The 25,029-nt window shown below is 64.7% G+C and carries 29 protein-coding genes; 11 read left to right on the plus strand and 18 right to left on the minus strand.

All coding sequences use genetic code 11. The annotated features are described in order from the left end of the window. Nucleotides 1-42 precede the first annotated feature (42 nt). Nucleotides 43-1,440, minus strand: a complete 1,398-nt coding sequence (locus OG587_RS03685; protein ID WP_329086835.1) for a hypothetical protein — start codon at nt 1,438-1,440, stop codon at nt 43-45. Nucleotides 1,441-1,558: 118 nt separating this feature from the next. Here OG587_RS03685 and OG587_RS03690 point away from each other — a divergent pair, with 118 nt between their 5' ends. Continuing rightward, nucleotides 1,559-2,527 (plus strand): aldo/keto reductase, encoded by a 969-nt coding sequence (locus OG587_RS03690; RefSeq protein ID WP_329086836.1) that lies wholly within the window; start codon nt 1,559-1,561, stop codon nt 2,525-2,527. 278 nt (nt 2,528-2,805) lie between these two features. Here the strand turns inward: OG587_RS03690 and thpR are convergent, their stop codons facing one another. The 4 genes from thpR to OG587_RS03710 form a co-directional block, all read right to left on the minus strand. Then, nucleotides 2,806-3,378, minus strand: coding sequence for an RNA 2',3'-cyclic phosphodiesterase (gene thpR / locus OG587_RS03695; protein ID WP_329086839.1), 573 nt, complete (start codon nt 3,376-3,378; stop codon nt 2,806-2,808). Next, nucleotides 3,332-5,002 carry an MFS transporter gene (locus OG587_RS03700; protein WP_329086841.1) on the minus strand — a complete coding sequence of 557 codons (1,671 nt, stop codon included), beginning with the start codon at nt 5,000-5,002 and terminating at the stop codon, nt 3,332-3,334. The genes thpR and OG587_RS03700 overlap by 47 nt, the downstream gene beginning before the upstream one ends. Further along, nucleotides 4,909-5,364 carry a MarR family winged helix-turn-helix transcriptional regulator gene (locus OG587_RS03705; protein ID WP_329086843.1) on the minus strand — a complete coding sequence of 152 codons (456 nt, stop codon included), beginning with the start codon at nt 5,362-5,364 and terminating at the stop codon, nt 4,909-4,911. Before OG587_RS03705 ends, OG587_RS03700 begins: the two co-directional genes overlap by 94 nt. A gap of 211 nt (nt 5,365-5,575) precedes the next feature. Further along, nucleotides 5,576-6,082, minus strand: coding sequence for a pyridoxamine 5'-phosphate oxidase family protein (locus OG587_RS03710; RefSeq protein WP_329086845.1), 507 nt, complete (start codon nt 6,080-6,082; stop codon nt 5,576-5,578). Nucleotides 6,083-6,403: 321 nt separating this feature from the next. Here OG587_RS03710 and OG587_RS03715 point away from each other — a divergent pair, with 321 nt between their 5' ends. From OG587_RS03715 to OG587_RS03730, 4 genes are all read left to right on the plus strand, one after another. Next, nucleotides 6,404-6,982, plus strand: coding sequence for a hypothetical protein (locus tag OG587_RS03715; RefSeq protein WP_329086847.1), 579 nt, complete (start codon nt 6,404-6,406; stop codon nt 6,980-6,982). Nucleotides 6,983-7,325: 343 nt separating this feature from the next. Continuing rightward, nucleotides 7,326-7,913 (plus strand): helix-turn-helix domain-containing protein, encoded by a 588-nt coding sequence (locus OG587_RS03720; protein ID WP_329086849.1) that lies wholly within the window; start codon nt 7,326-7,328, stop codon nt 7,911-7,913. Beyond that, a complete protein-coding gene (locus OG587_RS03725) occupies nt 7,910-9,136 on the plus strand; it encodes a retropepsin-like aspartic protease (RefSeq protein ID WP_329086851.1) in 1,227 nt (408 codons plus the stop codon). The genes OG587_RS03720 and OG587_RS03725 overlap by 4 nt, the downstream gene beginning before the upstream one ends. Nucleotides 9,137-9,150: 14 nt before the next feature. Continuing rightward, on the plus strand, nt 9,151-9,759 hold the full coding sequence (locus tag OG587_RS03730; RefSeq protein WP_329086852.1) for a DUF234 domain-containing protein: 609 nt from the start codon (nt 9,151-9,153) through the stop codon (nt 9,757-9,759). A gap of 169 nt (nt 9,760-9,928) precedes the next feature. Here OG587_RS03730 and OG587_RS03735 read toward each other — a convergent pair whose 3' ends face one another. Beyond that, nucleotides 9,929-10,120 (minus strand): hypothetical protein, encoded by a 192-nt coding sequence (locus OG587_RS03735; RefSeq protein ID WP_329086855.1) that lies wholly within the window; start codon nt 10,118-10,120, stop codon nt 9,929-9,931. Nucleotides 10,121-10,168: 48 nt separating this feature from the next. Here OG587_RS03735 and OG587_RS03740 point away from each other — a divergent pair, with 48 nt between their 5' ends. Further along, nucleotides 10,169-11,287, plus strand: coding sequence for a hypothetical protein (locus tag OG587_RS03740; protein ID WP_329086856.1), 1,119 nt, complete (start codon nt 10,169-10,171; stop codon nt 11,285-11,287). Between the two features lie 109 nt (nt 11,288-11,396). Here OG587_RS03740 and OG587_RS03745 read toward each other — a convergent pair whose 3' ends face one another. Beyond that, nucleotides 11,397-11,525, minus strand: coding sequence for a hypothetical protein (locus OG587_RS03745; RefSeq protein WP_329086858.1), 129 nt, complete (start codon nt 11,523-11,525; stop codon nt 11,397-11,399). On the opposite strand from OG587_RS03745, the gene OG587_RS03750 reads away from it, so the two are divergent. Then, nucleotides 11,506-13,116 carry a recombinase family protein gene (locus OG587_RS03750; RefSeq protein WP_329086860.1) on the plus strand — a complete coding sequence of 537 codons (1,611 nt, stop codon included), beginning with the start codon at nt 11,506-11,508 and terminating at the stop codon, nt 13,114-13,116. The genes OG587_RS03745 and OG587_RS03750 overlap by 20 nt on opposite strands. 325 nt (nt 13,117-13,441) lie before the next feature. Here the strand turns inward: OG587_RS03750 and OG587_RS03755 are convergent, their stop codons facing one another. From OG587_RS03755 to OG587_RS03780, 6 genes are read right to left on the minus strand one after another with little or no spacing between them, the layout of a single operon-like run. Continuing rightward, the gene (locus OG587_RS03755) at nt 13,442-15,265 is read right to left on the minus strand and encodes a cell division protein FtsK (protein WP_329086862.1); all 1,824 of its coding nucleotides are present in this window, start codon (nt 15,263-15,265) and stop codon (nt 13,442-13,444) included. Further along, on the minus strand, nt 15,262-15,597 hold the full coding sequence (locus tag OG587_RS03760; RefSeq protein WP_329086864.1) for a hypothetical protein: 336 nt from the start codon (nt 15,595-15,597) through the stop codon (nt 15,262-15,264). Before OG587_RS03760 ends, OG587_RS03755 begins: the two co-directional genes overlap by 4 nt. Before the next feature lie 32 nt (nt 15,598-15,629). Beyond that, nucleotides 15,630-15,818 carry a hypothetical protein gene (locus OG587_RS03765; protein WP_329086867.1) on the minus strand — a complete coding sequence of 63 codons (189 nt, stop codon included), beginning with the start codon at nt 15,816-15,818 and terminating at the stop codon, nt 15,630-15,632. Nucleotides 15,819-15,855: 37 nt separating this feature from the next. Beyond that, on the minus strand, nt 15,856-15,990 hold the full coding sequence (locus OG587_RS03770) for a hypothetical protein (RefSeq protein WP_329086869.1): 135 nt from the start codon (nt 15,988-15,990) through the stop codon (nt 15,856-15,858). A 4-nt stretch (nt 15,991-15,994) separates the two neighbouring features. Next, on the minus strand, nt 15,995-16,216 hold the full coding sequence (locus OG587_RS03775; protein ID WP_329086871.1) for a hypothetical protein: 222 nt from the start codon (nt 16,214-16,216) through the stop codon (nt 15,995-15,997). 3 nt (nt 16,217-16,219) lie between these two features. Next, nucleotides 16,220-16,435: a hypothetical protein gene (locus OG587_RS03780; protein WP_329086873.1), complete on the minus strand. Its 216-nt coding sequence runs from the start codon at nt 16,433-16,435 to the stop codon at nt 16,220-16,222. Nucleotides 16,436-16,585: 150 nt separating this feature from the next. Between OG587_RS03780 and OG587_RS03785 the strand changes: the two genes are divergently transcribed. Both OG587_RS03785 and OG587_RS03790 read left to right on the plus strand, forming a co-directional pair. Continuing rightward, on the plus strand, nt 16,586-17,326 hold the full coding sequence (locus OG587_RS03785) for a helix-turn-helix domain-containing protein (protein ID WP_329086875.1): 741 nt from the start codon (nt 16,586-16,588) through the stop codon (nt 17,324-17,326). Between the two features lie 3 nt (nt 17,327-17,329). Continuing rightward, entirely contained in the window at nt 17,330-17,815 is a 486-nt protein-coding gene (locus OG587_RS03790; RefSeq protein ID WP_329086877.1) for an NUDIX hydrolase, read from the plus strand. Here the strand turns inward: OG587_RS03790 and OG587_RS03795 are convergent. Genes OG587_RS03795 through OG587_RS03805 form a run of 3 tightly spaced genes read right to left on the minus strand, consistent with a single transcriptional unit; the run spans nt 17,783 to nt 19,238 of the window. Continuing rightward, nucleotides 17,783-18,349 carry an HD domain-containing protein gene (locus OG587_RS03795; protein WP_329086879.1) on the minus strand — a complete coding sequence of 189 codons (567 nt, stop codon included), beginning with the start codon at nt 18,347-18,349 and terminating at the stop codon, nt 17,783-17,785. The two genes, OG587_RS03790 and OG587_RS03795, sit on opposite strands and share 33 nt — an antisense overlap. Nucleotides 18,350-18,406: 57 nt before the next feature. Next, entirely contained in the window at nt 18,407-18,889 is a 483-nt protein-coding gene (locus OG587_RS03800; protein WP_329086881.1) for a GntR family transcriptional regulator, read from the minus strand. A 4-nt stretch (nt 18,890-18,893) separates the two neighbouring features. Beyond that, nucleotides 18,894-19,238: a hypothetical protein gene (locus tag OG587_RS03805; RefSeq protein ID WP_329086883.1), complete on the minus strand. Its 345-nt coding sequence runs from the start codon at nt 19,236-19,238 to the stop codon at nt 18,894-18,896. 164 nt (nt 19,239-19,402) lie between these two features. Between OG587_RS03805 and OG587_RS03810 the strand changes: the two genes are divergently transcribed. Continuing rightward, nucleotides 19,403-20,137 (plus strand): XRE family transcriptional regulator, encoded by a 735-nt coding sequence (locus tag OG587_RS03810; protein ID WP_329086885.1) that lies wholly within the window; start codon nt 19,403-19,405, stop codon nt 20,135-20,137. A 300-nt stretch (nt 20,138-20,437) separates the two neighbouring features. Continuing rightward, nucleotides 20,438-21,901 (plus strand): serine/threonine-protein kinase, encoded by a 1,464-nt coding sequence (locus OG587_RS03815; RefSeq protein WP_329086888.1) that lies wholly within the window; start codon nt 20,438-20,440, stop codon nt 21,899-21,901. Between the two features lie 36 nt (nt 21,902-21,937). Here the strand turns inward: OG587_RS03815 and OG587_RS03820 are convergent, their stop codons facing one another. Both OG587_RS03820 and OG587_RS03825 read right to left on the minus strand, forming a co-directional pair. After that, nucleotides 21,938-22,630, minus strand: a complete 693-nt coding sequence (locus OG587_RS03820; RefSeq protein WP_329086890.1) for a hypothetical protein — start codon at nt 22,628-22,630, stop codon at nt 21,938-21,940. A 60-nt stretch (nt 22,631-22,690) separates the two neighbouring features. Continuing rightward, the gene (locus OG587_RS03825) at nt 22,691-24,697 is read right to left on the minus strand and encodes a hypothetical protein (RefSeq protein ID WP_329086891.1); all 2,007 of its coding nucleotides are present in this window, start codon (nt 24,695-24,697) and stop codon (nt 22,691-22,693) included. Between the last annotated feature and the right edge of the window lie 332 nt (nt 24,698-25,029).

The raw sequence follows: 25,029 nt of genomic DNA on the forward strand, positions 1-25,029 counted from the left end.
GCCATCCGCTTGCGTCGGATCACTCAACCGCGCCTGAGTATCTCAGCGGGTTCTGCGGGCGATCAGGGCGATGACGCCGGTGGCGCCCGCGGCGATGGCCAGCCAGAGGAGCACGGCCGAGATCGGCACCCCGGTGTCCGCGCCACCGCCGTCCGCACCGGTCTTCACCGCGGCGACCGGCGTGGGCGCCGGATCGCCGGGGGTGCCGGAGGTCGGTGTGGAGGCCGCCTGACGCCGGGCGGACGTGGGTTCGGGAGCCGCCTCGTCGAGGACCTCCCTGGGCAGCGGCACCCGGTAGACCGGGCTGCGGCTTCCCTCGCTGCCGGTCAGCAGGTATCTGCCGTCGCGCGTGTAGGTGATCGACTCGGCCTGCCGCAACTCCGGCATCGTCACCCGGGCGATCTGCTCCCCCGGGGCGCGGTAGACCGTGGCGGAGAAGTAGGTGCGGATCACGAAGCTCGACCCGTCGGGGGCGTAGGCGGCGTCGGTGGCCATGATGGGCGCGGAACCGACCTTGCGGAGCACGTTGACCCTGTCGGTGCGCAACTGCTTCGGGGCCTGGTAGACGGCACCGGCGAACTGCTTGGTCACGATGTGGAGGCGGCCGGTGAGGGGGTGCACCATGATGCCCTCGGCGTTGTGCCCGCCGTCCTCGTAACGGAACCGGTAGCGCACGGCGGGGACGACGGCGTCGTTCAGCGCGGTGGGCTCCGCCACCCGGTATACCGAAATATCAGGCCATGCCCCCTCCAAGTTATCGCCGATGTCGGCGAACCAGAGCACCCCCCGGCCGGTCCGCGGGTCGATGGAGGCCGCCATGCCCTCCCAGTCGCGGGACGCCGCCCCGCGCAGGGTGAAGGTCGCGCGGGTCCGCCCGTCGGGGCCGACCGCGAAGAACACCGGCCCCGCGGAGCTGTCGTTGTGGGTGTAGTAGACGTCCTTGCCGGTCGGCGAGACCGCCAGCCCGCTCGACTCGGTGATCCGGCTGTCCTTGAAGCGGAAGAGGATCCGCTCCCCGCCATCCGCCCGCGCCGTCCGCCCCGCACCCGCCCGTACGCCGCGCTCCGCCTCCTGCCCCGCACCCGCCCGTACGCCGCGCTCCGCCTCCTGCCCCGCACCCGCCCGTACGCCGCGCTCCGCCTCCTGCCCCGCACCCGCCCGTACGCCGCGCTCCGCCTCCTGCCCCGCACCCGTTCCTACGCCGCGCTCCGTCTCCTGCCCCGCACCGGCCCCTACGCCGCGCTCAGCCTCGCGTGCCATGCCCCCCCGCGTGCCGTACTCCGCGTCCCGCGCCATGCCCGCCCGTACGCCGTGCCCCGTGTCCCCCCGTACGCCCTGACCGTCACCCGCCCGCGCGCCCTGTCCCGCGAGGACCGCGGCCGCGGTCAGACCGGCCACCGCGAGCACGCGAACCAAGACTTCCCCCGGCTTACTCAGCATTCAGCCATCATGCCCCGGCGGTACGCACGGGCGTCGCAGACGCGGCGGGTCCGGCCGACACGGATTTCCCGGTCAACCCGCTCGCCTGGAGTGCACTCCAGGTACCTAGTGTGGACGGATGGACTATACGCAGCTTGGCCGTACCGGCCTGAAGGTCAGCCGCCTCTGCCTGGGCACGATGAACTTCGGCCCCGTGACCACGGAGGACGACTCCTTCGCGATCATGGACCACGCCCACGAGCTGGGGATCAACTTTTTCGACACAGCCAATGTCTACGGCTGGAAGAAGGGCGAGGGCGTCACCGAGCAGATCATCGGCCGCTGGTTCGCCAAGGGAGGCGGGCGCCGCGAGAAGACGGTGATCGCCACGAAGCTCTACGGCTCGATGGGGGACTGGCCCAACGAGGGCCAGCTGTCCGCGCTCAACATCCGCCGCGCCGCCGACGCGTCGCTGAAGCGGATGCAGACCGACCACATCGACCTCTACCAGGCGCATCACGTCGACCGGAACACCCCGTTCGACGAGTTCTGGGAGGCCATGGACATCCTCAAGCAGCAGGGCAAGATCCTGTACGTGGGGTCGTCCAACTTCGCGGGCTGGCACATCGCCAAGGCCCAGGAGAGCGCGCGGCGCCGCAACAGCCTCGGTCTGGTCTCCGAGCAGTCCCACTACAACCTGGTCGTCCGCGCGCCGGAGCTTGAGGTGATCCCGGCGGCCGAGGACTACGGCGTGGGCCTGATCCCGTGGAGCCCGCTCGCGGGCGGCCTGCTCGGCGGCATCCTGCGGAAGATCGACAAGGGACGTTCGGCCTCGGAGCAGATCACCGCCCAGCTGGAGAAGCACCGCGACAAGATCGAGCGCTACGAGGAGTTCTGCGACGAGCTGGGCGAGGATCCGGCGAACGTCGGCCTGGCGTGGCTGCTCCACCAGAAGGTCGTCACCGCGCCGATCATCGGGCCGCGCACGCTCGACCAGCTCGACGGCACCACCAGGGCACTGGAGATCGTTCTGGACGAGAAGGCCCTGGCCCGCCTGGACGAGATCTTCCCCGGCTTCAAGACGGCGCCCGAGCACTACGCCTGGTAGCCGGTGCCGGGACGGCACCCGCACGGGGCGGGTGAACCGGTCCTGGACGTGGCCAGTGAACCGGTGCCGGGAACGGGCCGGTGCTGGGAACGGGCCGGTGCCGGGAACGGGCCGGTGAACCGGCGGGCCTGCGCGGGGGCCGGGAACGCCGCCGCGAGGCGGCCGGGACACGGCCGCCGGGCGGCTAGGACACCAGGGCTCCGATCACCACGAGGAGCACGAGCAGTGCGAGCACCGTGGGCAGCAACCAGCGACGGGGACGATCCACGCCCTGGAGCCTAGCTCTGCCCGCGGGGTGCCCGCGCCGTCAGGGGCCATTCCTCGACCGTCTGATAGCGGGCCCCGCCCCCGAAGTCGCTCCGCATCAGGTGCACCGTCCCCGCCTCCCACGCGGTGCCGGAGAACGCCCCGAACGCCTCGACCAGAGGGCTCACGTCCGTGTCGGCGCGGCACCTGGCCAGGCTCAGGTGCGGCGTGAACCTCCGGCGATCCGTCTGCCCGGCTCCGGCACCCAGCGCCTCGGCCCCCACGCGGTCGGCCAGACGGGCGAGCTCCGGGCGGTCGCCCCCCAGACCGGTCAGGAAGACCCGCGCCGCACCGGCCGAGGGAAACGCCCCGGCGCCGGTGAGCGACAGCGTCATCGGTGCGTGGTGCGCGGCGACGTCGGCGAGCCGCGTCCGCAACTCGGGCAGCACCTGTTCGGGCACCTCCCCGAAGAACGACAGCGTCACATGCCAGGTCGCCGGGTCCAGCCATCGAAGCCCCGGCCATCGCGGCCGGTGGGCTTCGAGGGCGAGAATGAGCTCATCGCGCACCGGAGGTGGCGGCAGCAACCCCACGAACAGCCGCATGCGACCTCCTGCCGATCATCTTTGTCAGCATTATGGCCACACCTGAGCCGATCAGGGTGAGCGCCCCTCCCACCATGACCCCAGCGCGAGGGCCGCCCAGCTCGGAGATCCAGCCGAGCATCGGCGCGCCGAGGGGGGCTCCCCCGGTGAACACGAGCACGTAGATCCCCATCACCCGGCCGCGCATCTCCGGCGAGGTGGCGAGCTGCACGCTTGCGTTGGCGGCGGTGTTCACCGAGATCAACGCGATGCCCGCGGGCACGAGAGAGATCAGGTAGAGCGGGTACCACGGGGCCAGGCCGCTGGCGATCTGGAACACGCCGAACGCGACCGCGCCGCCGACCAGCAGCCTCCGGCTGGGCCGTACCCGCCGCGCCGCCATGAGCGCGCCCGCCAGGGCGCCGACCGCGAACATGCTGGAGGCCAGCCCGAACGAGGCCGCGCCCGCCCCGAAGACCTGACGCGCCATGAGCGCGATCGACATCGAGAACGACTGCGTGAACAGCGAGACGAAGGCGATCAGCAGTATCGGCATGAGCAGCTCGGGCCGCACCATCACGTAGCGCAGGCCCTCGCGGAGCTGCCCCTTGGCCCTCGGTACCGGCTCGGGGGTGGTCAGCTCGGAGGTGCGCATGAGCATCAGACCGGCGAGCACGCCCGCGAAGGACAGCGCGTTGATCAGGAAGATCGGGCCGGTGCCGCCGAGCGCGTAGATCAGGACACCCGCGACGGCCGGGCCGACCACACGGGCCAGATTGAAGCTCGACGCGTTCAGCGCGATCGCGTTGGACAGGTCCTTGCGGCCGACCATCTCCACGACGAACGACTGCCGGGTCGGCACCTCGACACAGGCGATGAGGCCCAGCATGAACGCCATCACGAACACCTGCCAGACCTGGGCCGAGCCGGTCACGACGAGCACGCCCATGGTGAGCGCCAGCAGGCCCATGAGCGACTGCGCGACGATCAGCAGCAGCCGCTTGGGATAGCGGTCGGCGAGCATGCCGCCCCAGAGGCCGAAGAGCAGCAACGGCAGGAACTGCAGCATGACGGTCACGCCCAGCGCGAAGGCGCTGCCGTTCGTCAGGTCGAGCACCAGCAGGTCCTGCGCGGTGCGCTGCATCCACGAGCCGACGTTGGAGACCACGCCCCCGGCCGCGAACAGCCGGTAGTTGTAGACGCGCAGGGACCGGAACATCCCGCCCCGCGTCTCGGGCACGGGCTGGGCCGTCCCGCTCTCCGTGGCCTGGAACTCGCTCGCGGTGGCGGCGGCCCTCGCGGCCCGCCGCCGCCGGACCCTCGCCCGCAACCCGATCTTCCGGCCGGGCTTCCTGGCCGGGCTCCCAGCCGGTCGCTCACCGGACTCCAGGTCCGGCTTCGCGCCCGGCTCCCCCTGCGACTCCTCGCCCGGCTCCCCTTGCGGCTTCGCGCCGGGTTCCCCCTGCGGCTTCGCGCCGGGTTCTCCGCCCGGCGCGGCGGATGCCCCGGTGTCGGCCAGGGCCGCCGGGGCCCCGGGTTCCTCGGGGTCGGCTAGATCCGGCTGAGCTTCTCCAGTATTGGAGCCGCCTGCCGGAGCGTCGCCCTCTCCTCGGGTGTCAGCTCCTTCAGCCGCTGCGTCAGCCACGCCTCCTTGAGGCGCCGCTCCTCCCTCAGCAGCGTTGAGCCCTGCTCGGTCACGCCCACGGTCACCTGGCGCCGATCGGTCGGGTGCGGTGTACGTGACACCAGCTCCCGCTCGGCCAGCACGGCGATCACGCGTGTCATCGAGGGCGGCTGGACCTTCTCCAGCTCGGCCAATTCGCCGGGGGTTATCCCGGAATGCCGTTCTACGGCGGCGAGCGTCGCGAGCTGGGTGGGCGTCAGCGAGTGCACCGCGGCCTGCCTGCGCAGGCGTCTGTTCAGTCGTGCCAGTGACACGCGCAGAGCCGAAGCCAGACCGGCGTCGCTGCGCAGGTTCGCGACGGGGTCCTTCCTGGGGTGATTCATTAGCGTAGGTCATTACCTTTGCTAACTATATACGAATGCACGTGATTCCCTCCAGCGGGTTTCCTTCTCGGGCGGGCCGTACAGCGTGCCAGACGGATGGGGGATCGCCAAAACCCCGCCCGGAGCGCCCGGCGCCTCCCTCGAAGTTTCCGCGACCGGCGACCCCGCCGGCCCCGGAAACCTGGGGATCCGCCGCGCGAGGCGATGCCCGCTAGAAGCGCCAGCGGGTCTGGCTGTACTTCCCCTTGCGAAAGCCGAAGGCCTTCGCGGGGGCGACCTCGTACACCAGGGCCGCACCGCCGTCGCCCTCGAAGCAGCCGTCGCGCACCTCGAAACGCCAGTCGGGACCGTACTTCGCCTCGTACGCGTCGGCGATGCGCCGGAGCACGGCGTCGTCACTCACCCGCACGGCGTCGCCCTCCACCACGACGTCGAGCCCCTCGCCGAGAGCGTTGCGCCCGGTGGTGAGGACGCAGTGCTGGTTGCTCTCGAGATTCTTGGCCTTGCGCTCCGCCGGGCCCGTGCAGAAGTGCAGCGAGCCGTCCAGCCAGACCGCGATCACCGGGGTGACGTGCGGGCGCCCGCCGGGACGCACGGTCGCCAACCAGTAAACCTCCGCGCTCTCCAGCTGCTCGCGCCCCTCTTCCCACTCCGCGGGGGTCGCTCCGTCGGCACTGAACCGAGCGTCCAGCTCCGTCACCGGCTGCCTGTCGGCCATTTTATCTCCTTCGTGGCTCTTGCTCCTGCGGGGGATCGGCCATCCCACGCCCCGCGACGGGTCGCGGCCTCCCGACGGCGCGGGCCGCCGGGCGTCCGCCGAACGGCAAGAACCGTGCGGACCCCCCGAACGGCGGATGGGCTCGATCTCATATGACCGACCGTAGAGACAGGGAACGACAGAAACGGCGAGGCACCGCCTGGCTTCTCGCCCCCCGTGTGGCGCCGGATCTCATCGGATTCTCAGCTTGGGATGAGGGGTGTCTCATGTGGTCGCCCGACCATCGGTCCGGTAAGTGCTCCACATCGGACAAGGAGTCACATGAACCGCACCAAGCGCATGATCATCATCGCCGGCGTCGGTACCGCTCTGGCCGGCGGGCTGGCCGTCCCCGTGGCGGCCTGGGCGACCAGCCCCACCCCCGCGCCGTCGTCCTCGGCGACCCCCGGCACCGCCTCCGACGGCACGGAGCACGGCCCGCGCGGTGGCCGTGGTGGCCGTGACGGCCGTGACGGCCACGGGGAGATGGCCGCCAAGCTCGCCGAGATCCTCGGTCTCGACAAGGACAAGGTCACCACGGCCCTGGAGGAGGTCAGAGAGGAGGGCCGGCCGGGCCGGCTCCTCAAGACCCCCGGGCAGGCCGCCCCGCAGGACGAGGCCAGGAAGGCCGCCCTGGGGAAGCAGGCAGAAGCCCTGGCCGCCAAGCTCGGCCTCACGACGGACAAGGTCGCCGCCGCGCTGGAGACGCTCCATCGGCAGCTCGGCGCCAAGGCCGAGGCGGCCCTGGCCGAACGGCTGAAGACGGCCGTCACCGGCGGCACGCTCACCCAGGCCGAATCCGACGCCGTCCTCAAGGCATACCGCGCGGGACTGCTCCCCGGTGATCTCAGGAGGCGCTGAGCACGACGGCACGGGAAGGCACGCACGGCCGTCACGGTGACCGTTTCTCGGACCCCGCCGTGACGGCCGCACCTCGTCCTCGAAGTTTCGGCGACGCCTGGATCGGCCCGAGAACGAAGGAGACGACGAACAACCCGGCGGGCGGGAAAGGCCCAGGGAAAGCGGCGACCACCCGGCCGGAGGACGCGAGAACCCCTCCGCGAAGGGCCTTCCCCGCACGCGATGATCGCCAGATCGGGTGACCGGTCGAGCGCGTACGGATCGTTGCCCCCCACAGGGACCACATGTACGCTATTCCGGAATTACGGAATTATCTCTCGATGGAACCTGAGGGTGCGTGCGAATGGACACGACGGAGCAGCGGCTCGCCGCTCTGGAAGGGCGGGTGGAACGGCTGGAGGCGACGCCGGCCACCCAGCGGAAGGAGCGGGCGGCCGGAAGATCGACCGGCGACGCGCCCCTGCGATTGCTCGACCGGCTACGCGAGCACATCGGCGGCGCCGACGAACAGGCTCCCGGACCGCTGGAGGCGACCGGCGCGATCGCGTACGCGGGAGCCGTCGGCCGCGATGGCCGCGAGTATCTGTGGGCCAAACAGCACCCCGTTCGCGATCTCGTCGGCGCGGAGCGATCGGGTACCGCCGCCGTGCTGGAGTGCCTTGGAAGCCCGGCGCGCCTCGCGCTGCTCACCGCGGTGCTCGGCACGACGCGCACCCGCGCACAGCTCCAGGAGGTCCTCGGCGAGACGACTTCCACTGGGCATCTCTACCACCACCTACGCGGGTTACAGGCGGCTGGCCTGCTCATCCAGCCCCGGCGAGGCGAGTACGAGCTCGCCGCCCACGCGCTGGTCCCGCTGCTCACCATCATCGCGGCCACCCTGGACCTGGGCGCCGGAGGCGATCAAGCGACCGGGGAGGCCGGGGAATGAGCTGGATCCCCCGCCGGTGGCACGCACGAGGAGCGCCCGACCGCGCCGCGTGGCGGGCCTGGGAGCGCGGGGACATCGACGAGGCCGAACGTCTGGCCGCGCACGCCGACGAACGACAGCACGCGCACCTCCGGTTCCTGACCAGCTACGTGCGCGGAGACTACGAGCAGGCGCTGACCCACTACGAGGCCGTTCGCCACCTGCGTCCGGCCTGCACGGAACTGGACGAACCCGTCGCGTACGCCCTGCTGCATCTGGACCGGCCGGCCGAAGCCCACGCGCACGTACAGCGGCGCGGGGGGAAACGACCGATGCCTCCCGACCTCGTGGCGCGGATGGATCACCCGCTGAGCGTCGAGCTCGACCACGTGACCGCCCTTCCCTTCGCCGATCACGCGCTGGCGCCCTACCTGCCCGCCGTGGACGCCACGCTCGACGGCCACCCCGTACGCACCCACATCGACACCGGCGGCACGTTCCTCGTCATGGGAACCCGGCGCGCCGACGCGCTGGGCATCCGGCTGACCCCCGGCGGAAAGAATCACCACGGTACGACCCGTACCGACCTCTACACCGGGACGGCCAGGGAGCTGACGCTCGGCGACGCCGTACTGACCAATGTGCCGGTGGAGGCCATGCCGACGCTGCGCGGCGACCAGGACCTCGTCATCATCGGCACCAACGTGCTGCAGCGGTTTCTCGCCACCATCGACCATCCCCGCGGACGCCTGCTCCTGTCACGACGCCGAGACCCACGGCAGGCGGCCGGCCATCTCGCGCTTCTCAACGACCGCCCGGAGCTCGCCCGGATCCCCTTCTACCTGTGGGCGGACCACTACATGTTCGCCCGCGGCGGCTTCGGCACCCGGCAGGACCTCAATTTCTTCATCGACTCCGGACTGGTCTACGTCATCCAGGAGGACGGCTCAGCGCCCCGCCAGGCATGCCTCTACACGACCGCGCGGCGATACCGCTCCTGGGGTGTGAGCCGGGCTCGCGCGGCCCGCCCGCACTTCCCCGTCGACGAACCGATCCACCTGGGATCGCTTCGCCAGGACGACCAGTTCGTGGCCACGACCCCGACCCGGCGCGTGCCCTGGGCATCATTCGGCGGCGTACGCGTCGACGGCCTGCTGTCCCACTCCTTCCTCGAAAAATACACCTGGACCCTCGACTTCGACCGGCACGAGTACACGTTCCGACACCCCGCCTCCCCCGCGTGACCCGCCCTCTTGAGATGTTGACGAGTTCGGGCTATCTCGACTACTCGACCGACCCACTCTGGGAGCACCGTCCGGTGATCACCATCGCGGATCCCATCATCCGCTTCCACAACCTGATCATTATTCCGAAACGGGACCTGATCGAGACGGGCGGCTCCGCCCAGGCGTGGCGCGAATCTCAGCCCACCTTCATCTCTCGTGTCCTGGGCCCTCATTTCGAGGAATGCTCACGCGAGTGGCTCCGCCGTCACACCGCCCCCTCTCTCCGCGCGGGAACAAGCACGATCGCCTCGACAGTGATCAACGATCAGGGCGGACGGGCCAAACACGAGATCGACGTCATCGCCCTGGACCGAAGTGCCGGCCGCGCCACGGTGGGGCTCATTGGGGAGGCGAAGGCCACTCTCGTGAGGCGGGGCCCCGCAGACCTGGAACGGCTCGACCGGCTGAAAGAGATACTCCGAAGCCAGGGACATGACATCACCTCCACCCGGCTGGCGGTCTTCTCCCTGGAAGGCTTCCACCCCGACCTCGTGACGATCGCACGCCGCCGGGGCGACGTCCTTCTCGTGGAGCTGCCGTCCCTCTTCGGAAAAACGGAACCCACCGTCCTGCCGGCATGATCTGGAACGGCCCCGGGGCGCGGACGGAATGCCTGACGCGTCGACGACCGCCCAGCGACCGCGATCCGTCCATCGCGGTTCCGCTCTCCTGCACGGCGAACGAGAACCGCGAGAAGGCCATCACGATGATCACCTTTTTGGATCACCATGACGGCCTTCGGGGCGTCGCTCAGCCGAGGTTGAGCAGCACCTTGATCGGCCCAAGGGCGAAGTAGACGACGAACAGCCCCGCGACCGTCCACATCAGCGGGTGGACCTCACGAGCCTTGCCCTTGACGCCCTTGATCAGGACGAAGGTGACGAAGCCCGCGCCGATACCGGTGGCTATCGACGTGTCCGACGGCACGTTCGGAACCATCATCGACCTTGATCCGTCTGACAGCAAGTGAAGCTCCTGCCTGGCACGAGAATGTTCGCCCTGGCTCTGTCGCTTGTTCTCGCCGGGGCAGGCGTTGCCTACATGTCACGCCAGTCACCGGAACAGCCCGAGCAGCCTCTCGAAATACCAGCGCTCGCGCCGGTCAGCGACGTGTGGCCGGAAGCACTTCTCACAATGCCCCACAAGCTCAAGAACGGCCGCTCGGTGATTCCCCTCGCAATGCTGGACACGGACACGGCTCTCGTGATGACCACCGATAGGCATCGTCCGGCGTTCCTGAGCCTTGACGTCCACACGGGGCGCCAGGATGTCCTGGCCACGGCACCGAAGCGGGCATCTTGCACTGGATGTTTCGATATCCGTCTCTCGCCCATGACCATCAACGCCACGCACGTGATCTTTCTGGTCAAGCGTTACCAACCGGAGGGAGAACCTCACATGGAGCTTTGGAGCATGCCCCGAGCAGGTGGCTCCATGAAAATGGTGACCCGGCTGCCGACCACCGAACAGGGTGATGTCGGTGGCTTCGAGATCGTCGGCGATTTCGTGGCGTGGTGGAACCTTGTCGACATCTGGCGTGGTCCCCTCACCGGAGGTGAGCCTGAGCAGATCCTTCCCGAACGGAATCTCCGCGTCACCTCCTGGCCCTGGGCCTACGACAGACAGCGGCAGGGCATCGTCAATCTGGTCACTGGCCAGGAGAGCAAGGCGCAGCACGAAGACGACATCGAATATCTGGACTGCGGGTCTGTATGGTGCGTGGGGCAGGTCGCGACCCAGCCCCACGAGGCGGCGAAGGCCGCTCTACAGCGAGTGAACGGCTCCGGGCGCACGACCATCCCAGGAGATCCTCTGACCCTCGTGCCTCCGATCCGAGACAGGCTTGTCATCCTTCGCCCTCCCGCCGCCCCCGACAGCGGCACCAGGTGGGGTGGTGGCTACCTTGGCCCCTCGGCTCAACTGTATGACCGGTGCACCCAGCGGGCCGCGCTGCTCGGGTTCCCCGAGCGGACCAAGGCTCCGGAGGACTGGAACAAGATCCGGTTCGGCGCCGCGACGCCGGATGGGCCGATCATGTTCTGGAAGACCACCCGTGGGCGCTACACGGTGCTGGATCTTTCCCGCATCACTGATCCGCCCTGCATCTGAGATACCAAGCGACGGTGACCGGACAACCTCATAGGTTTGGAACGAATCGAGAGGCATGCAGAAGGCCGTCATGGTGATCGCTTCTCACCATGACGGCCGTGTCTCGTCCTCAGAGGTTGAGCAGAGCCTTGATCGGGCCAAGCGCGAAATAGATCACGAACAGACCGGCGACCGTCCACATCAGCGGGTGGACCTCACGAGCCTTGCCCTTGACCGCCTTGATCAGCACGTACGTCACGAACCCCGCACCGATACCGGTGGCTATCGATTTCACTATCAACTCAGGTAACCATGGACGCATGACATGGACTCCCCGCCGTGTCGGCGGTCGCACCGAACTGGACATCAACCCTGACCTGCTCGTTTGGGCGCTGTACGCCCGCGAGTCCGAGGATGCCGACGGAGAAGCCGAGCAGGTGACGAACCAGCTCGACGACCTACGAGGCTTCGTCGCCGACATCGGCGGACGCATCGGCAAGGAGTACGCGGAGAACGACACGTCCGCGTTCAAGAAGATGCGCGTCCGCCTCGAAGACGGGACGATGGCCTACCGTGTCATCCGGCCCATGTGGGACACCCTGATGCGGGAGCTGCGGCGCGGGACCTACAACGCTCTGGCGCTTCCGAACATCGATCGCGGCATGCGTGACCCCCGTGATCTGGAAGACCTGATCGACCTGGTGGAGCACCGAGGGGTGCTGGTGGTCGGCATGACGGGATACCTCGATCTCACCACCGACGCCGGGATAGCCATGGCGCGCCACGAGGTCAACCAGCGCAACCTCGAATCCCGGAACCTCTCCCGCCGGATCAGCACGGGCAAGCGGCGCGCGGCCCTGAAAGGGAGGAACCTCTCCGGTGCCATGCGCCCGTTCGGCTGGCAGGAAGACAAGATCCACCTCAACCCACAAGAGGCGGACCTGATCAGGAAGACCACCAAGCGGATGATCGCCGGGGTCAAGACGCGCACGATCGCCCGCGAGTGGATCGACCAGGGTGTGCCGACCGTCGCGGGCGGTAGGTGGAGCACGCGGACCATCGAACAGATCTTCACCAACCCCCGGCTCTACGGAATCCGCACCTACAAGGGAGAAGTCCTCAAGGACAGAGAAGGCCAGCCCATACGCGGCGTGTGGGAACCGATCATCACCGAGGAGGAGTTCAACGCCCTGATCCAACTGATCAGGGTCTACAAGCGGATCAGCCCACGCGACGGTCGCGGACAGCCCACCAAGTACCTGCTCTCCCCCTTCGTCCGCTGCGGCAAGTGCAACGCCGCCATGCGCGGCGGGATGCGCCCGGCGGCGCATGGGCTCAAGACCCCCATCTACGCGTGCCGGGACAAGCGCGAAGGAGGCTGTGGGGGCTGCTCGCGGATCGGTACCAAGGTCGACGCGTACATCACGGCTCTGGTGATCGCAGACCATCAGCGCGTACAACTCCGCGAGATCGGAGAGCTTCCGGAGTGGGACAAGGAAGACGAACTCAACGCGCTCCGGGAACAGCTCCAGGAGATCACTGCCGCCTACAAGGCGCGCAAGATCAAGGGCACCCGCTACTTCACCCTGCTTGAGGAGTTGGAAGCCGAGGAACGTCAGCTGGAAGCCGAGCAGCGCAGACATCAGACGGCACGAGTCCAGCGTATGGAGGGGATCGCCGACCTGGCGGAGAAGTGGAAGGACCCCAGCTTCACTCTGGACCAGCGGCAAGCCGCCATCGCCCAGAGCCTCAAGGCCGTGGTGATCTATCCCACGAACCCCGGTCAGCGACAGTTCGACCCGAGCCTGATCGAACCCATCTGGAACGAGGATCGCGGCCCCCGAGAGTGACGGCGACGGACGACATGAGACCCCCGGCTCCAAGAGCCGGGGGTCTCGTCGGTTCCTCAGAGATCGTTGTCATCATCGAGTTCCAGTTGATAGATGCGAGCGACGCGCCGAGCCCACTCCTTCGAACGCGGTGGCGCGTTCTTCATCTGCTCTTGCGCCCACTCTTCCGGTGACGGAGTCCGTACCCTCTCGGGTTTTCCCGTTGGGACCTCACCTCCCCTCATTGGTCACTTTGAGTGATCGTCCACGCGAACGTCCACGGACGGGCATGCCACCCTTACGTGCAGACGCGCGCGTGGACATGGACGTGGACGATTACCGACTGTCAGGAATCAGGGGTGGCGCGCCAGCGTCCCCGGCTGACCTGGGTGACGCGTTCGGAGCGGACGTGCTCTTGCAGCCGGGAGTAGATCCAGGAGCGGCCCATACCGGTGGTGCGTATCAAGTCATCGATCGAGACGCCATCGGCGGGGGCGTCACGCAGAGCGGTCCACAGGGCGTTCTCGGCGTCCTGCGTACCGTCCGAGCGGGCGTGTTTGGGCGGCGGTGGTGATGCGTCGGCGCTGTCCGGCGTGTCCTGTGCTGTTGGGGTGATGGCTTCGAGGGCGGCGGCGGAGATGGGATCGAGCGGCGGGCGCTGGGATGCGTGGTGGGTGGCGGTGCGCTGAACCCCGGCGTCGTCGAGCAGGTAGGTGCGGGCACGGCGCGGGATGTCATGCTCGGGGGCGCTGATGAGGAACTTGCCGGGCGCGTTAAGGGTGTGCGAGTGCCATCCGCTCTTAAGCATGCCTTGTCCGAGGATGAGATCGACGTCGCGGCGCTCCCGAACCCGGAAGGAGAGCCGTACGTCCATCTGGGAGCGCACCGCGCCCTGTCCCATGGCCTTCTGTGACGGGCGTTGGGTGGCGGCGACCAGGGTGACGGCGACCGCGCGTCCGCGTCGGGCGATGGAGTCGGCGTGCCGGACGGCACCGGGCGCCTCGTCGACGAGTTCGGCGTACTCGTCGATCAACACGATCAGGGCGGGCGCGTCCGGGTGCGGCTCCCACACGCGTTTGCCGTGCTGGGCGAGGGCGTCGGCGCGACCGTCGAGGATGGCCACCGCGTCACCCATCAGCGTTTCGGCTTCCTGCGGGGTAGTGGCCAGCCGATCGAGGCAGGAGGCCCAGGGCAGGAGTTCCATGCCGCGCTTGAGGTCGACGCCCCAGATGATGACATCGGGGCAGGCGGACAGGTCACCCAGGATGATGTTGACGCCGCCGCTCTTGCCCGCACCGGCCACCCCGCCGACCAGGGCGTGACGGCGCAGCAGGGAGACGCGCACGGGGCTGCCGTCTTCGAACACGCCCAGCTTGACGGGCTGGGTAATCGAGGTAACCGACGGTCCGGGCCAGGTGATCGCATCGGCGTGCGGGTCGGTCTCGATGACCCGCAACTCCAGGCGGTTGGCGCGCTCGGGGATCGGCTGGATACGAGCCGAGCCGCGTCGGGTACCGAGGGCAGATTCCAGGGCGGGGATTTTGGCGATGGCGTCCTCTACGGTCTGGCCACGCGCCAGGGCGATCCTGGCCCGGTAACCCCACAGGTCGACGATCGCCGATTGGATGCGGGAGCCGGTCAGGCCGACGGCGTGGGCGATGTCGGGCCAGGCGGCCAGGGTGCGTTCCACCCGCACCCTGGCGCGGCGCCGGCGATGCGCCCACCACGGCAGCGCGGTGAGCACCCCGCCGACACCGAGCAGCGCCGGAAGCGGTGCGGTGAACGGGCCGAGCGCGGCGGCCGTGGCGATCCACCCGCCGACCAGCAGCACGACCGCGGCGGCGTAGCCGCGTTCGATGCGGCGCGTGAGGTTGACCCACCGGCCGAAGAAGATCAGCGCCCACGCGAGGACAGCGGTAAGCATCAGGACGGTTGGCCACCACGTCGGATAAGCGGTGTGCAGGATCACCCCGCTCACGAGGGTGAGCAGCGCCGTAGTGAGCGGGGTGAGTTCGGAGCGATAACGCCACAGGGCGCGGGTGATGGCGACGATGGCCAGGGGTGCGAATTCCAGGTCATCGGAGAGGACCATCAGGGGTTCGATGCCGTCGCGGCGGATACGGCGGGCGTTACGGCGCAGGCGGCGCCGGGAGGTTCGGTGCCTGCTCATCCGGCATCACCCGTCGGAGGGTGTTGGGCGGTGAGTTCGTCGCGCAGGTAGAACAGCGGGTCGGCTTCGCCGTCGTAGTGGGCGGCCAGGGTGGCGCGGGCGGCGGCGATCAGGTCGGCGTGCCTGCGGCGGGTCCGGGCCAGATCGGCGCGCAGGCCGGTGAGCTGGGTGGTCAGGGTGAGGGTGTCGTCCAGGGCGGTGAACAGGTACTGCCAGATGTCGGCGAGGGTGAGGGTGGCGCTGGAGAAGGCGGTGAGGATCTGGCGGGCGGTGCGGTTGCGGGCGATGACCTCCTGAAGATCACGGTCGGGATAGGGGTGGGTGTGGGGCACTAGGCATCCCTCCTTCGGTCGAGCAACGGGGGTCAGGAGCCGGTGAGCCAGCTCAGCGCGGCGTCCACCAGGTGGCGGATGTCGGGGCCGAGGGCGGTCGCGGCCAGGAAGAAGCCGAACAGCAGGCACACGGTCGCCTGCCACAGGCGCAGTCCGAGGTAGCGCCAGGCGACGAGCACGACGACGCCCAGCAGCACGACCAGGGGAATCGACACGGTCATGGGGATCTCACCTACTCTCATCTCGCGGGTCAGGGGTTCAGAGGGTGTCGTGGTGGGCCTTACGGCGGTGCCAGCGGGCACGGGCACGGCACTTGCGGCAGCGACCGGTACCGGGGTCGGTCAGGGCGCCGCACGGGCAGCGGCGGCCGAACGGGGTCAGGAAGGTTCGCACGTGTTCACCTCCTCGCGTCGTGGGTGTGGGGTTCGGTGTCGGAGTGGTGGCGGACGCGCACACCCAGCAGGCGCCGTGTCACGGCCTCGATGAGGTTGCGGGGTGGGGCGGTGATGTTCATGCGGCGGTCCTCGGTGCGGATGCCGATGATGAGCAGCACGTACGTCATCAGCACGGCACCGGCCAGGAAGAGGGCGAGGAACACGATGAACAGGGGGATGTCCACGGTTCACGCCCTTCTGGGGGCATGCGGGGCGGTAGCGGTGCCGCTTCGTACGTGGCAGCCGGTGACGCGGCGGGCCAGGCCCGCCGCGCGGGTCGGGGGTACGTCGGCCAACCGCATGTGACGGTCTTCCTGACGCATCCCGATCAGGACGAGCACGTAGCCGACGGCGACGGCCGTACCGAGCGCGATTCCGACGATCAGGGGGATGTCGTTGATCATGTCGATCACTCCTTGGTCGCTCCGGTCTTGCTTGCGTTACCGAGAGTGCGCCAGAGAAGCGGGACGTGATCACTACAGGACGGGACATGTTCAGGACGTCCGGTCTACGATTGCCAGGTCCCTGGACGTCCCCTCTACCGGGCAGGTGAGATGGCGAACGAGCGGTTACGCGTGGCACTCCTCGAACGCGGCACCACCATCGACGCGTTGGCCGAAGCCATCCAGGTGGATGCCAAGACCGTGGAGCGGTGGATCACCCGAGGTCGTACGCCGTATCGCAAGCACCGGTTCGCCGTCGCCAAGTTCCTCGGCGTGGAAGAGGCGTACCTGTGGCCGGACGCGATGACTCCCGCGCAGGCGGCGGCCGTTTCCGAAACCGAGATCGTCACCATCTACCCCCACCGCTGGGCGGTTCCCAAGGACGCGTGGGGACGTCTGTTCTCAACAGCTCAGCAAGAGATCGGCGTGCTGGTCTACAGCGGCATCTTCATCGCCCAGGACACCGGCCTGCTGCGCCTGTTCGCCGACAAGGCGAACGAGGGCGTGCGAGTGAGAATCTTGCTCGGTGATCCAGACTGCCAAGAGGTCGCTCAGCGCGGTGAGGATGAGGGCGTTGGGGATGGGATGGCCGCCCAGATCAGGACCGCGCTCTTTTACTACCGGTCACTGGGACAGCTCGGAGGTGTGGAGATCCGTCTCCACCCCACCGTGCTCTACAACTCCATCTACCGGGCCGATGACCAGTTGTTGGTCAACACTCATGTGTACGGGAGGGTCGCCGCCGACGCGCCGGTCATGCATCTGCGGAAAGTAGAGGGTGGGGGCATGGTGACGACCTACGTCAAGAGTTTCGAGGCCGTCTGGGAGCGCGCCACGCCAGTAGAGTTCTGAGCCATGGCGCGCCGTCTGGACTTCTACGACGATCCCCAAGCCCCCGCACCCAACAGCCTCGTTCCGTCGGTGAACGTGATCGTGACCAACGACGCGGGCGAGATCCTGATGATCCGCCGCTCCGACAACGACAACTGGGCCGTTCCTGGCGGCGCGATCGACCTCGGGGAGTCCCTGCCACAGGCGGCCGTCCGGGAGACTCTGGAAGAGACCGGGATCACCTGTGAAATCACCGGCCTGGTCGGCACCTACACCGATCCACGGCACGTGATCCTCTACACCAGCAACGGCGAAGCCCGGCAAGAGTTCTCCATCGTGCTCACCGCCCGCCCCATCGCCGGGGAACCCACACCGAGCGACGAGTCCAAGGAAGTCCGGTGGGTGCCCCGCGACGAGATCGACTCGCTCACCTCTGACCGGTCGATGCGCCTGCGGATCGGCCACTTCCTAGAGTCCTTAGACGACGCCGCCGGCCCGCACATCGGATAGCGCGGCCAGCACCGCACGCACCGACGAGGTGATGCACGGCGTCGCGTTGGTGATCGAGCGGCTGACCAGGTGATCGGGGCCGTAGCGGAGATGGATCTCGGTAAGTCGGTCGGCGACATCGAAGGGAGACCCGTCGGGGCCGGTCGTCATGTCGCAGTAGGTCAGCGCCTCCACCAGTTCGGGGCGTTCCCTGTCGAACTCGCCGTTCAGCGCGTCGATCAAGCCGCGTTCGGTCGCTTCGTAGATGGCGCAGGAGTGATGTGCCACCAGGCGACACAGCTTGTCGTCGGCCTGGTGGACATCGCGTAGGTAGCGCGCCCCATCGAGGGGATGGAACCCGGTGTCGACCAGCTCGGGCGAGTAACCGATGTCGTGCAGCCACGCCGACGCGGTCAGTAGATCGGATTCCTCGCCGAGGATCGGGGCCAGCGATTCGGCCTGTGCCGCGACACCTTGCGTATGCGCCCAGCGACGCGGCAACGGCTGCTCAAGGAGTTGTCGGGCCAGGTCACGCGCCCACTCAGCTTGTCCCATGCTGCTCACGATAGACACCGTCCCCTAAAGTCGAGCCAGAGTTCAGGGTGAGACGTCCTAGGACGTCTCACCCTGAATCGGTCGAACGAATCGCCCCTTGCCGTGTTCCGTCGTGATCAGCCCTTCGCGTTCCAACTCGGCGAGAGCCTGCCGAACGGTGTTGCGTGATGCCCCGTGCCGTTGTCGTAGCGCGCGTTCGCTGGGCAACGTGGTCCCGGCGGCAAGCGTCCCGGCGCGGATCTGCTCACGAAGATCATGAGCGATCATCTGATAGCGGTACGACGCCCCCAGCGTCGAGCCGTCGTCTCTCACCACGCGCCCCTTGCCGGGCATCACGATGATCAGACCCTCGCTCTCCAGGACCGCCAGGCCCCGGCGAGCGGTGGTCCGAGACACACGGAACTCCGCGACGAGGGCCGACTCCGAGGGCAGGAGGCTCCCCGGCGGGTAGTCGCCCGCCGCGATCCGAGCACGAATCCTCCCGGCGATCTGGGGATAGACCAGCCCACCGGTCAGCCATTTGCTTTCACCAGGTGCCATCGGGTCAGGCGCGGTACGCGTCGACGATCTTGCTGAAGTCCAGGCCAAGCTCTCCCTGCTCACCTTCGCGCCACCCTTTCTGGGCGGCCTCCGCGATGACGTCGGCCGCCTGGAACAGGCGCAGGCAGGAGGTCCGCTCATCGGGCTGGTCACCCCAGTAGAACCACTGGAACGCGATGTGGACGTAGACCCGGCGGCTGATGAACGCGCTGTCGGTGACGTCCAGGCACGGCCGGTCTTTCTGATCAACGACTAGGACCGCGATGATCTCTCGGGAGACGAGTTGCCCGCGCAGTGCGGTGAGTAGGTCGGTCTGGTAGGCGTGCTGGTTCTCTTTCACGGTGCCCATGTGACGGAGCTCCCATCGAGGTTGGAGGGCAGAGCGATGGTTCATCCCGCTCTGTGCCATGAGCCTGTTGGGGAGCATGGAACCTCTCCACCACACTTCGGGGACGTCTAGGGACGTCTCATGTTAGCGTCGCAGGCACGGACCCCGCTGTGGAGGTGTGCCCGATGAACGAGAACCTTCGCCACGCGCTCATACGGGCGCGACTGCAACCCGTCGACATCGCCGCCCGCCTGGCCGTAGACCCCAAGACCGTGGGTCGCTGGCTACGCGGCAGGGTTCCCCATCCTCGTCACCGCTTGGCGGTCGCCGACCTTCTCCAGGTCGACGAGACCGACCTCTGGGCGGAAGACACTCAGCGCGGGCGGGAACTTTCCGGAGAGATTAAGGCCGTCTACTCACACCGCTGGGCCGTACCGGCCGACACCTGGCGCAAGTTCTTCGAGTCCGCAGAACACGAGATCGGCATTCTCGTCTACAGCGGCCTGTTCCTAGCAGAGGACACCGGGCTTCTCCGCGTTCTCGTCGAGCGAGCACAGGCCGGTGTCAGGGTGCGCATCCTCCTCGGCGACCCGGAGAGTTCACAGGTGGCAGACCGAGGGGTCGACGAAGGGGTTGGAGGTGACGTCATGGTCGCCAGGACCAGGAACGCGCTCACCCTGTGCCTGCCACTCCTGGCCACACCAGGAATCGAGATCCGGTTACACGGCACGGTTCTCTACAACTCGATCTACCGCGCAGATGACGAACTCTTGGTCAACCTCCATGCCTATGGCACCCGCGCCTCTGAGGCACCCGTCATCTACCTGGCACACACCGAGAGTCACAGCGCAGCGGCGACCTACCTTGACAGCTTCGAGCGTGTCTGGACGACAGCTCACCTCAAAGATCAAGGGCTTTAATAACACTGCCGTATCGCATAATTCCGTTTTCCCTTGAAACTTCCTCTCCCCTAGGCAGAAGTCACTACCGTGACTCACGGTATGCCCTACAGCCGCGACCTGTCGGGATTCCCTATGTCGTCTGACATCAGCCCCACATACACAAAGCCCGTCAAAGTAAAACGGTCGGGCACATCGCAAGCCGCGCACCCTTCACCACCCCTGGAAGGTCCCCCGAAATCCAGAGGCCCGGATCAGGCATAGAGAGCTATAATGTTCCTCACCCGAGATGGAGCAAGAACAAGATCAGAAGGCAGCACGGTGAAGCTAAAGCTCAAGGACAGAGAGTGGGATCTGGGCGAGCAGGTTGGGAGAGGAGGATATGGACGTGTATACATCGCACACTCCTCATGGGGCGAGGCCGTAGCCAAGCTTATCGACAAAGACCCGGGAGCTCAGAGAGAATTACTCTTTGCCGACCTTAAAGATGCCGTAAACGTCATACCGATCATCGACAGTGGTGAAACCCGAAACTCTTGGGTCATTGTCATGCCGCGCGCCGAAATCTCCCTCGACGACTATCTCCGCAAATTGAATAGCAAGGTAGAAATAAGCGAAGCAATAAATATCCTTTCCAATATCGCGCATGCGCTTGCCAGCTTAGACGGCAGAGTAGTTCACAGAGATATCAAGCCAGCGAATATTTTATTTCATGAAGGGAAGTGGTGTTTAGCGGACTTTGGCATTTCGCGTTACGCAGAAGCCACTACCGCGCCAGACACGAGAAAGCTCGCTCTTTCAAAACCTTATGCAGCACCCGAAAGATGGAAGGAAGAGCGCGCTAGTATCGCAACCGATATTTATTCGTTAGGGATCATCGCCCATAAGCTTCTTACCGGAAATCTGCCATTTAACGGACCAGATTTCCGGGAACAGCATCTACATCAGGACCCTCCTGCCATTAGCGGCGTTCGAGCGGACCTAGCCTCCCTGATTGAAGAGTGCTTGTACAAGCCACCAGGCGCACGTCCTAGCTCAGCGAACCTCGTCGCTCGTCTCCAAAAAATGACTAAAGCGCCACTATCAGGCGGTTTGGCTAGCCTTCAAGAAGCGAACCTAATTGAAGCCGTACGCATCGGTCAGGCGGCACGACGCGAAGCCGAGATGCAGACAGTGTCCGAAAAACGATTTGAGTTAGCGAAAGTCGGCGAAAAAGGACTTATCCGCATCACCGAAGCACTTCGAGAAGCAATTATGGAGGCAGCACCGAACAGTCGTCATCGTCCAGAACGTGATGGTGGATGGACACTAGCAATAAATCAAGCAGAGCTTCGCTTTTCAGGGATTAGAGAAGCCGGAGAACAACCATGGGAAGGTGGGTATCCGCCAGCTCTTGATGTGATCTCGTACTCCTTCTTAACTCTTTCGACCCAGGCGAAGAATTCTCAGTACCAAGGACGAAGCCATTCCCTCTGGTACTGCGACGCCCAAAGCGCAAATCACTATCAGTGGTTTGAAACAGCCTTCATGTGGTCTCCGCTAATCCGAAAATCATCGGACAAAGAACCGTTTTCTCTGATGCCTGGCGAAAAGTCCGCCAAAGCCCTGAGCCCTAGCACGACCGAAGTCCAGGTCGCCTGGCCCTTCACTCCGCTCACCGTTGGGGAGCTGGACGAATTCATAAGCCGTTGGGGGGCCTGGCTTGCTACAGCTTCAAGAGGGGAACTACAAAGACCCTCAGAGATGCCCGAGCGCTCTCCTTATGAAAGCTGGAGACGCAGATAGCGGCGAATGCCGCCTTGCGCGAGGAGGTTCGAAGAGTCAGGAAAAGAAAGAAAACTCCTGATTAACCCTTCGAGCCTCCTCGTTGAAGTTTCGTAAAGCTTCGTCGTTCATCGTCACTTGCATGCTTAAGTCAATATCTGCATGCCCTTGGCCCCTGATCAACGCGGGTAATTTATCAAGCTCAAAAACCATCCTATCGATGTAACCATTAACCTGTTCGAGAGGGTGGAAATTTAACCTAGCACCTAACTCGAAAAGTCTTTTAAGGTGATCCGGAGGTGCCGCTCCTCGGATAACAGCAACCCAGTCAATATGCTCCTCAAAGGTTTTCACCAAGCGGCTAGCTAGATGCCTTATACGGTCTTCGCTTCCTGGATATCCTGGCGCACCAAACGCCCATTCACTGCTTTGATCATTTAGCAGTTTTGATAAGTTCTCAACTATGGAAGAGCATCGTCCGATTGCAAACGATAAAAATCTAAGAGCCTCGGCACTGCCAACAAACCCGTCACGCGCAGGATTAATATATCCTAGTTGATAGTCGTGCCATTTAGCGATCATTTCCTGTCTTGCCAGAAAAGTAGCACTTGAAAAGAGTAGGTACTCCCACCCTGGGGGCCGCGTAGACAGCAGGAGCTTTTGCTCGTCTAAGGTTCGTGGAACACGCTCAATGCGGCTAAGTTGACTTTGGTCAGGCTCGGATTCATCTCGCGAACTTTTATCCTGCATATAAATTTCCTAAGGTTCAGATAAGTGAGTAAGCCATTGGGAAATCATAAAAGTCGTCGATCAGGATTCCAGTAAACCCGCTGTCTGTTCCAAAGAAGTTGCGAGTGATCTAAGCCGAGTAGAGGTAGTAAACGGATGCTCACATGCGAGATAACCGTTCTTCGTTTTTGATATTCCTCGAATTAACGGCGAAGCTAGCAAATCAAGGGCATTCTCAATCTGATCGATACTTGGTTTAACCTCCATCTCATTTCGTAGAAGAGCATAAACGTCTTTAGGTGTCAGAACACCTCCAAAAACGGGATCTGGGTTAGCCGCTTCGCGAACAACCACAGCAAGGACATGAGAAATAAGCGTTCTACTCCGCTCTTCGGCCGTCCAGAACTTTTGAAGGGCTGTCTTAGCATCCGGATGAAACAGTAGACGGACCCCAGACGGAGCCAGAGGCGAATCTTGTTGATTTCGAACCGTAGTGGCAAGAAGATCAATATCTATAAGAGATACTTCGTGCTCCTTAGCGCGCTTGAAAAGCCGGCCTTCTTCAAATGAGGGCCCGACAAGCGCGACAAGCTGAGCATTGTGCTTCTTCTTGTGCTCTCGAAGAGTGTCAAAGTCGACATGATGTTCAGTTACAACGCCAGATGCGGACGATTTGGCATCAACGATGGCTACCTCCGTTTCATTTCCTCCCAGGCCAAGCATGACAACGACGTCTGTACTTCCCGGTAAACCGTGATGCTCAGCAGGTAGTCCGAGTTCATGGAACGCTTTAGCAACAGCCAGCTCTAATCTCCTTGGATTAGTGGAATCCGTTGACGCGCTAATGAGTTCAGCAGCCAGGAGTAGTCGACTACTCGTTATGCGCAACGACTGAGCAGCATCCAACTCTTCCGAAGCATTTTCGCTACTTACTTCTTCTCGCTCTTTCTCTGGCCGGAGCAGCGGTATTGTGTCGCGGAACGATCGCGCAAGAGAAGTGAGGCGATATCGAGCAAACGCAGCTTCTTCTAGAAGGCCACACGCGCGGAGAATTTGAATACGGGTGCGTACTCCCGCTACGTCCTTGCGTGGCATCCCATAAGAGCGGACCAAGTAAGCCGTTAACGCTGGAACCTGATCGGCAACCTCTATAGCGTATAGAATCTCGCCAAAGCATGAAATGTTAGAGTGGATTATGCGGACCAAGTCTAAATTATCGCCAGTTTCAATCCACTCGCATGCTGCGGGTGTCGCGGCAAACTCATCGATGCTAACTTGCTCAGCAAGTCCGGTTCCCCTAAGCATGGAAAGCGTTCCAGCTACAGAAGATTCTTGAATTCCAAATTCCTTGCGACAAAATACATTTAACTCTTGTCGCGTAATGCGCGGAATCATTGAACCGACGAGCAACCGAAAGCTATCAAGCGCGTCATCACGACTTCCCCGAGGCACGTATCCAATGACAGGCTTTCTGTTTTTTAGAGCCCGAGAATCCAGGTTCTCAAGCAGCCCTGTTAACACTTCTCCCGGCGGATTAATATTAAACAGCTCACTAGCTTCTTGCCTCAAGCGGTGGGGTAATTCCTCCGGCTTTTGAATCACTAGATATTTCAAGATGTCTACACCCTCGGGCGTAATAACTATCTTGTGATCAAACGAAATATCTAACAGTCCGAGCGCTCGTAACCATGTAGTTCGTCGCCTAAGCGGGTCGAGGCTACTCCAACCAAAGTCGTAATTCTTATTAGCTACTTGGAGCAGTTCATCATGAGTAAGAGAGTTACTACTAACGTCCGCTAACAACTCGCCCATATATCGTACGTGAGCATGAAAAGCACCAATGAGGAGGTCGTTAGGTTCCCCTGCAAGCCAGCGCTTAGCGACATCCGTTAGAGCGACGGTTCGGCGATCAACTTTTCTAACTAGTCCACATGAGCCGAGCTGACGAAGAGCCTTGCGAACCGTCACGGTGTCTTGCGGCGTAGGCCACTGGATTACCGATTCCATGTAAGGAGAGACAGAAACAGCGGTAAGGAGGGCACGCAGTGTTTCAAGTGACGCTTGTCCTGCTCCAGGCATAACTGACATGGAGGCTGATCGTGATAACCATGGCAGCGGCTCACCTATGAAGCCCTCAGATCGCATGGATCAGAAGGTAGCAGAGCGTCGTGACAGTTTGTCCCAGACTTGGATTATCGCTGCCCATAGTTCAATGAGCACACAAGAGGCAAAAACGTATAAAATTGTAGATAACGTGACATATAGGGAAACGATAACAAACCAACCCACTAGATCCACGGGGTTAGTGACCCCCTTACGTCTACGTAAGGCTTGGGGCCCCACATCGACACCCCGTCCTACCCCTCCGACAGCAAGGGGCCGTCATGGCGAACCGTACGGTTCGCCATGACGGCCCCTTG

It is taken from the genome of Streptosporangium sp. NBC_01469, assembly GCF_036227305.1.
In the GTDB taxonomy this organism is placed as follows: domain Bacteria; phylum Actinomycetota; class Actinomycetes; order Streptosporangiales; family Streptosporangiaceae; genus Streptosporangium.

Excerpts from the sequence above, each read along its gene's own strand:
- OG587_RS03740 (WP_329086856.1), top strand. The coding sequence starts at position 10,169 with ATGTTCGCCCTGGCTCTGTCGCTTGTTCTCGCCGGGGCAGGCGTTGCC.
- OG587_RS03805 (WP_329086883.1), bottom strand. The coding sequence starts at position 19,238 with ATGGGCACCGTGAAAGAGAACCAGCACGCCTACCAGACCGACCTACTC.
- OG587_RS03715 (WP_329086847.1), top strand. The coding sequence starts at position 6,404 with ATGAACCGCACCAAGCGCATGATCATCATCGCCGGCGTCGGTACCGCT.
- OG587_RS03810 (WP_329086885.1), top strand. The coding sequence starts at position 19,403 with ATGAACGAGAACCTTCGCCACGCGCTCATACGGGCGCGACTGCAACCC.
- OG587_RS03765 (WP_329086867.1), bottom strand. The coding sequence starts at position 15,818 with ATGACCGTGTCGATTCCCCTGGTCGTGCTGCTGGGCGTCGTCGTGCTC.
- OG587_RS03690 (WP_329086836.1), top strand. The coding sequence starts at position 1,559 with ATGGACTATACGCAGCTTGGCCGTACCGGCCTGAAGGTCAGCCGCCTC.
- OG587_RS03685 (WP_329086835.1), bottom strand. The coding sequence starts at position 1,440 with ATGCTGAGTAAGCCGGGGGAAGTCTTGGTTCGCGTGCTCGCGGTGGCC.
- OG587_RS03720 (WP_329086849.1), top strand. The coding sequence starts at position 7,326 with ATGGACACGACGGAGCAGCGGCTCGCCGCTCTGGAAGGGCGGGTGGAA.
- OG587_RS03730 (WP_329086852.1), top strand. The coding sequence starts at position 9,151 with ATGTTGACGAGTTCGGGCTATCTCGACTACTCGACCGACCCACTCTGG.
- OG587_RS03825 (WP_329086891.1), bottom strand. The coding sequence starts at position 24,697 with ATGTCAGTTATGCCTGGAGCAGGACAAGCGTCACTTGAAACACTGCGT.
- OG587_RS03790 (WP_329086877.1), top strand. The coding sequence starts at position 17,330 with ATGGCGCGCCGTCTGGACTTCTACGACGATCCCCAAGCCCCCGCACCC.
- OG587_RS03755 (WP_329086862.1), bottom strand. The coding sequence starts at position 15,265 with ATGAGCAGGCACCGAACCTCCCGGCGCCGCCTGCGCCGTAACGCCCGC.
- OG587_RS03725 (WP_329086851.1), top strand. The coding sequence starts at position 7,910 with ATGAGCTGGATCCCCCGCCGGTGGCACGCACGAGGAGCGCCCGACCGC.
- OG587_RS03710 (WP_329086845.1), bottom strand. The coding sequence starts at position 6,082 with ATGGCCGACAGGCAGCCGGTGACGGAGCTGGACGCTCGGTTCAGTGCC.
- OG587_RS03800 (WP_329086881.1), bottom strand. The coding sequence starts at position 18,889 with ATGGCACCTGGTGAAAGCAAATGGCTGACCGGTGGGCTGGTCTATCCC.
- OG587_RS03785 (WP_329086875.1), top strand. The coding sequence starts at position 16,586 with ATGGCGAACGAGCGGTTACGCGTGGCACTCCTCGAACGCGGCACCACC.
- OG587_RS03705 (WP_329086843.1), bottom strand. The coding sequence starts at position 5,364 with ATGAATCACCCCAGGAAGGACCCCGTCGCGAACCTGCGCAGCGACGCC.
- OG587_RS03795 (WP_329086879.1), bottom strand. The coding sequence starts at position 18,349 with ATGGGACAAGCTGAGTGGGCGCGTGACCTGGCCCGACAACTCCTTGAG.
- OG587_RS03735 (WP_329086855.1), bottom strand. The coding sequence starts at position 10,120 with ATGATGGTTCCGAACGTGCCGTCGGACACGTCGATAGCCACCGGTATC.
- OG587_RS03780 (WP_329086873.1), bottom strand. The coding sequence starts at position 16,435 with ATGATCAACGACATCCCCCTGATCGTCGGAATCGCGCTCGGTACGGCC.
- thpR (WP_329086839.1), bottom strand. The coding sequence starts at position 3,378 with ATGCGGCTGTTCGTGGGGTTGCTGCCGCCACCTCCGGTGCGCGATGAG.
- OG587_RS03820 (WP_329086890.1), bottom strand. The coding sequence starts at position 22,630 with ATGCAGGATAAAAGTTCGCGAGATGAATCCGAGCCTGACCAAAGTCAA.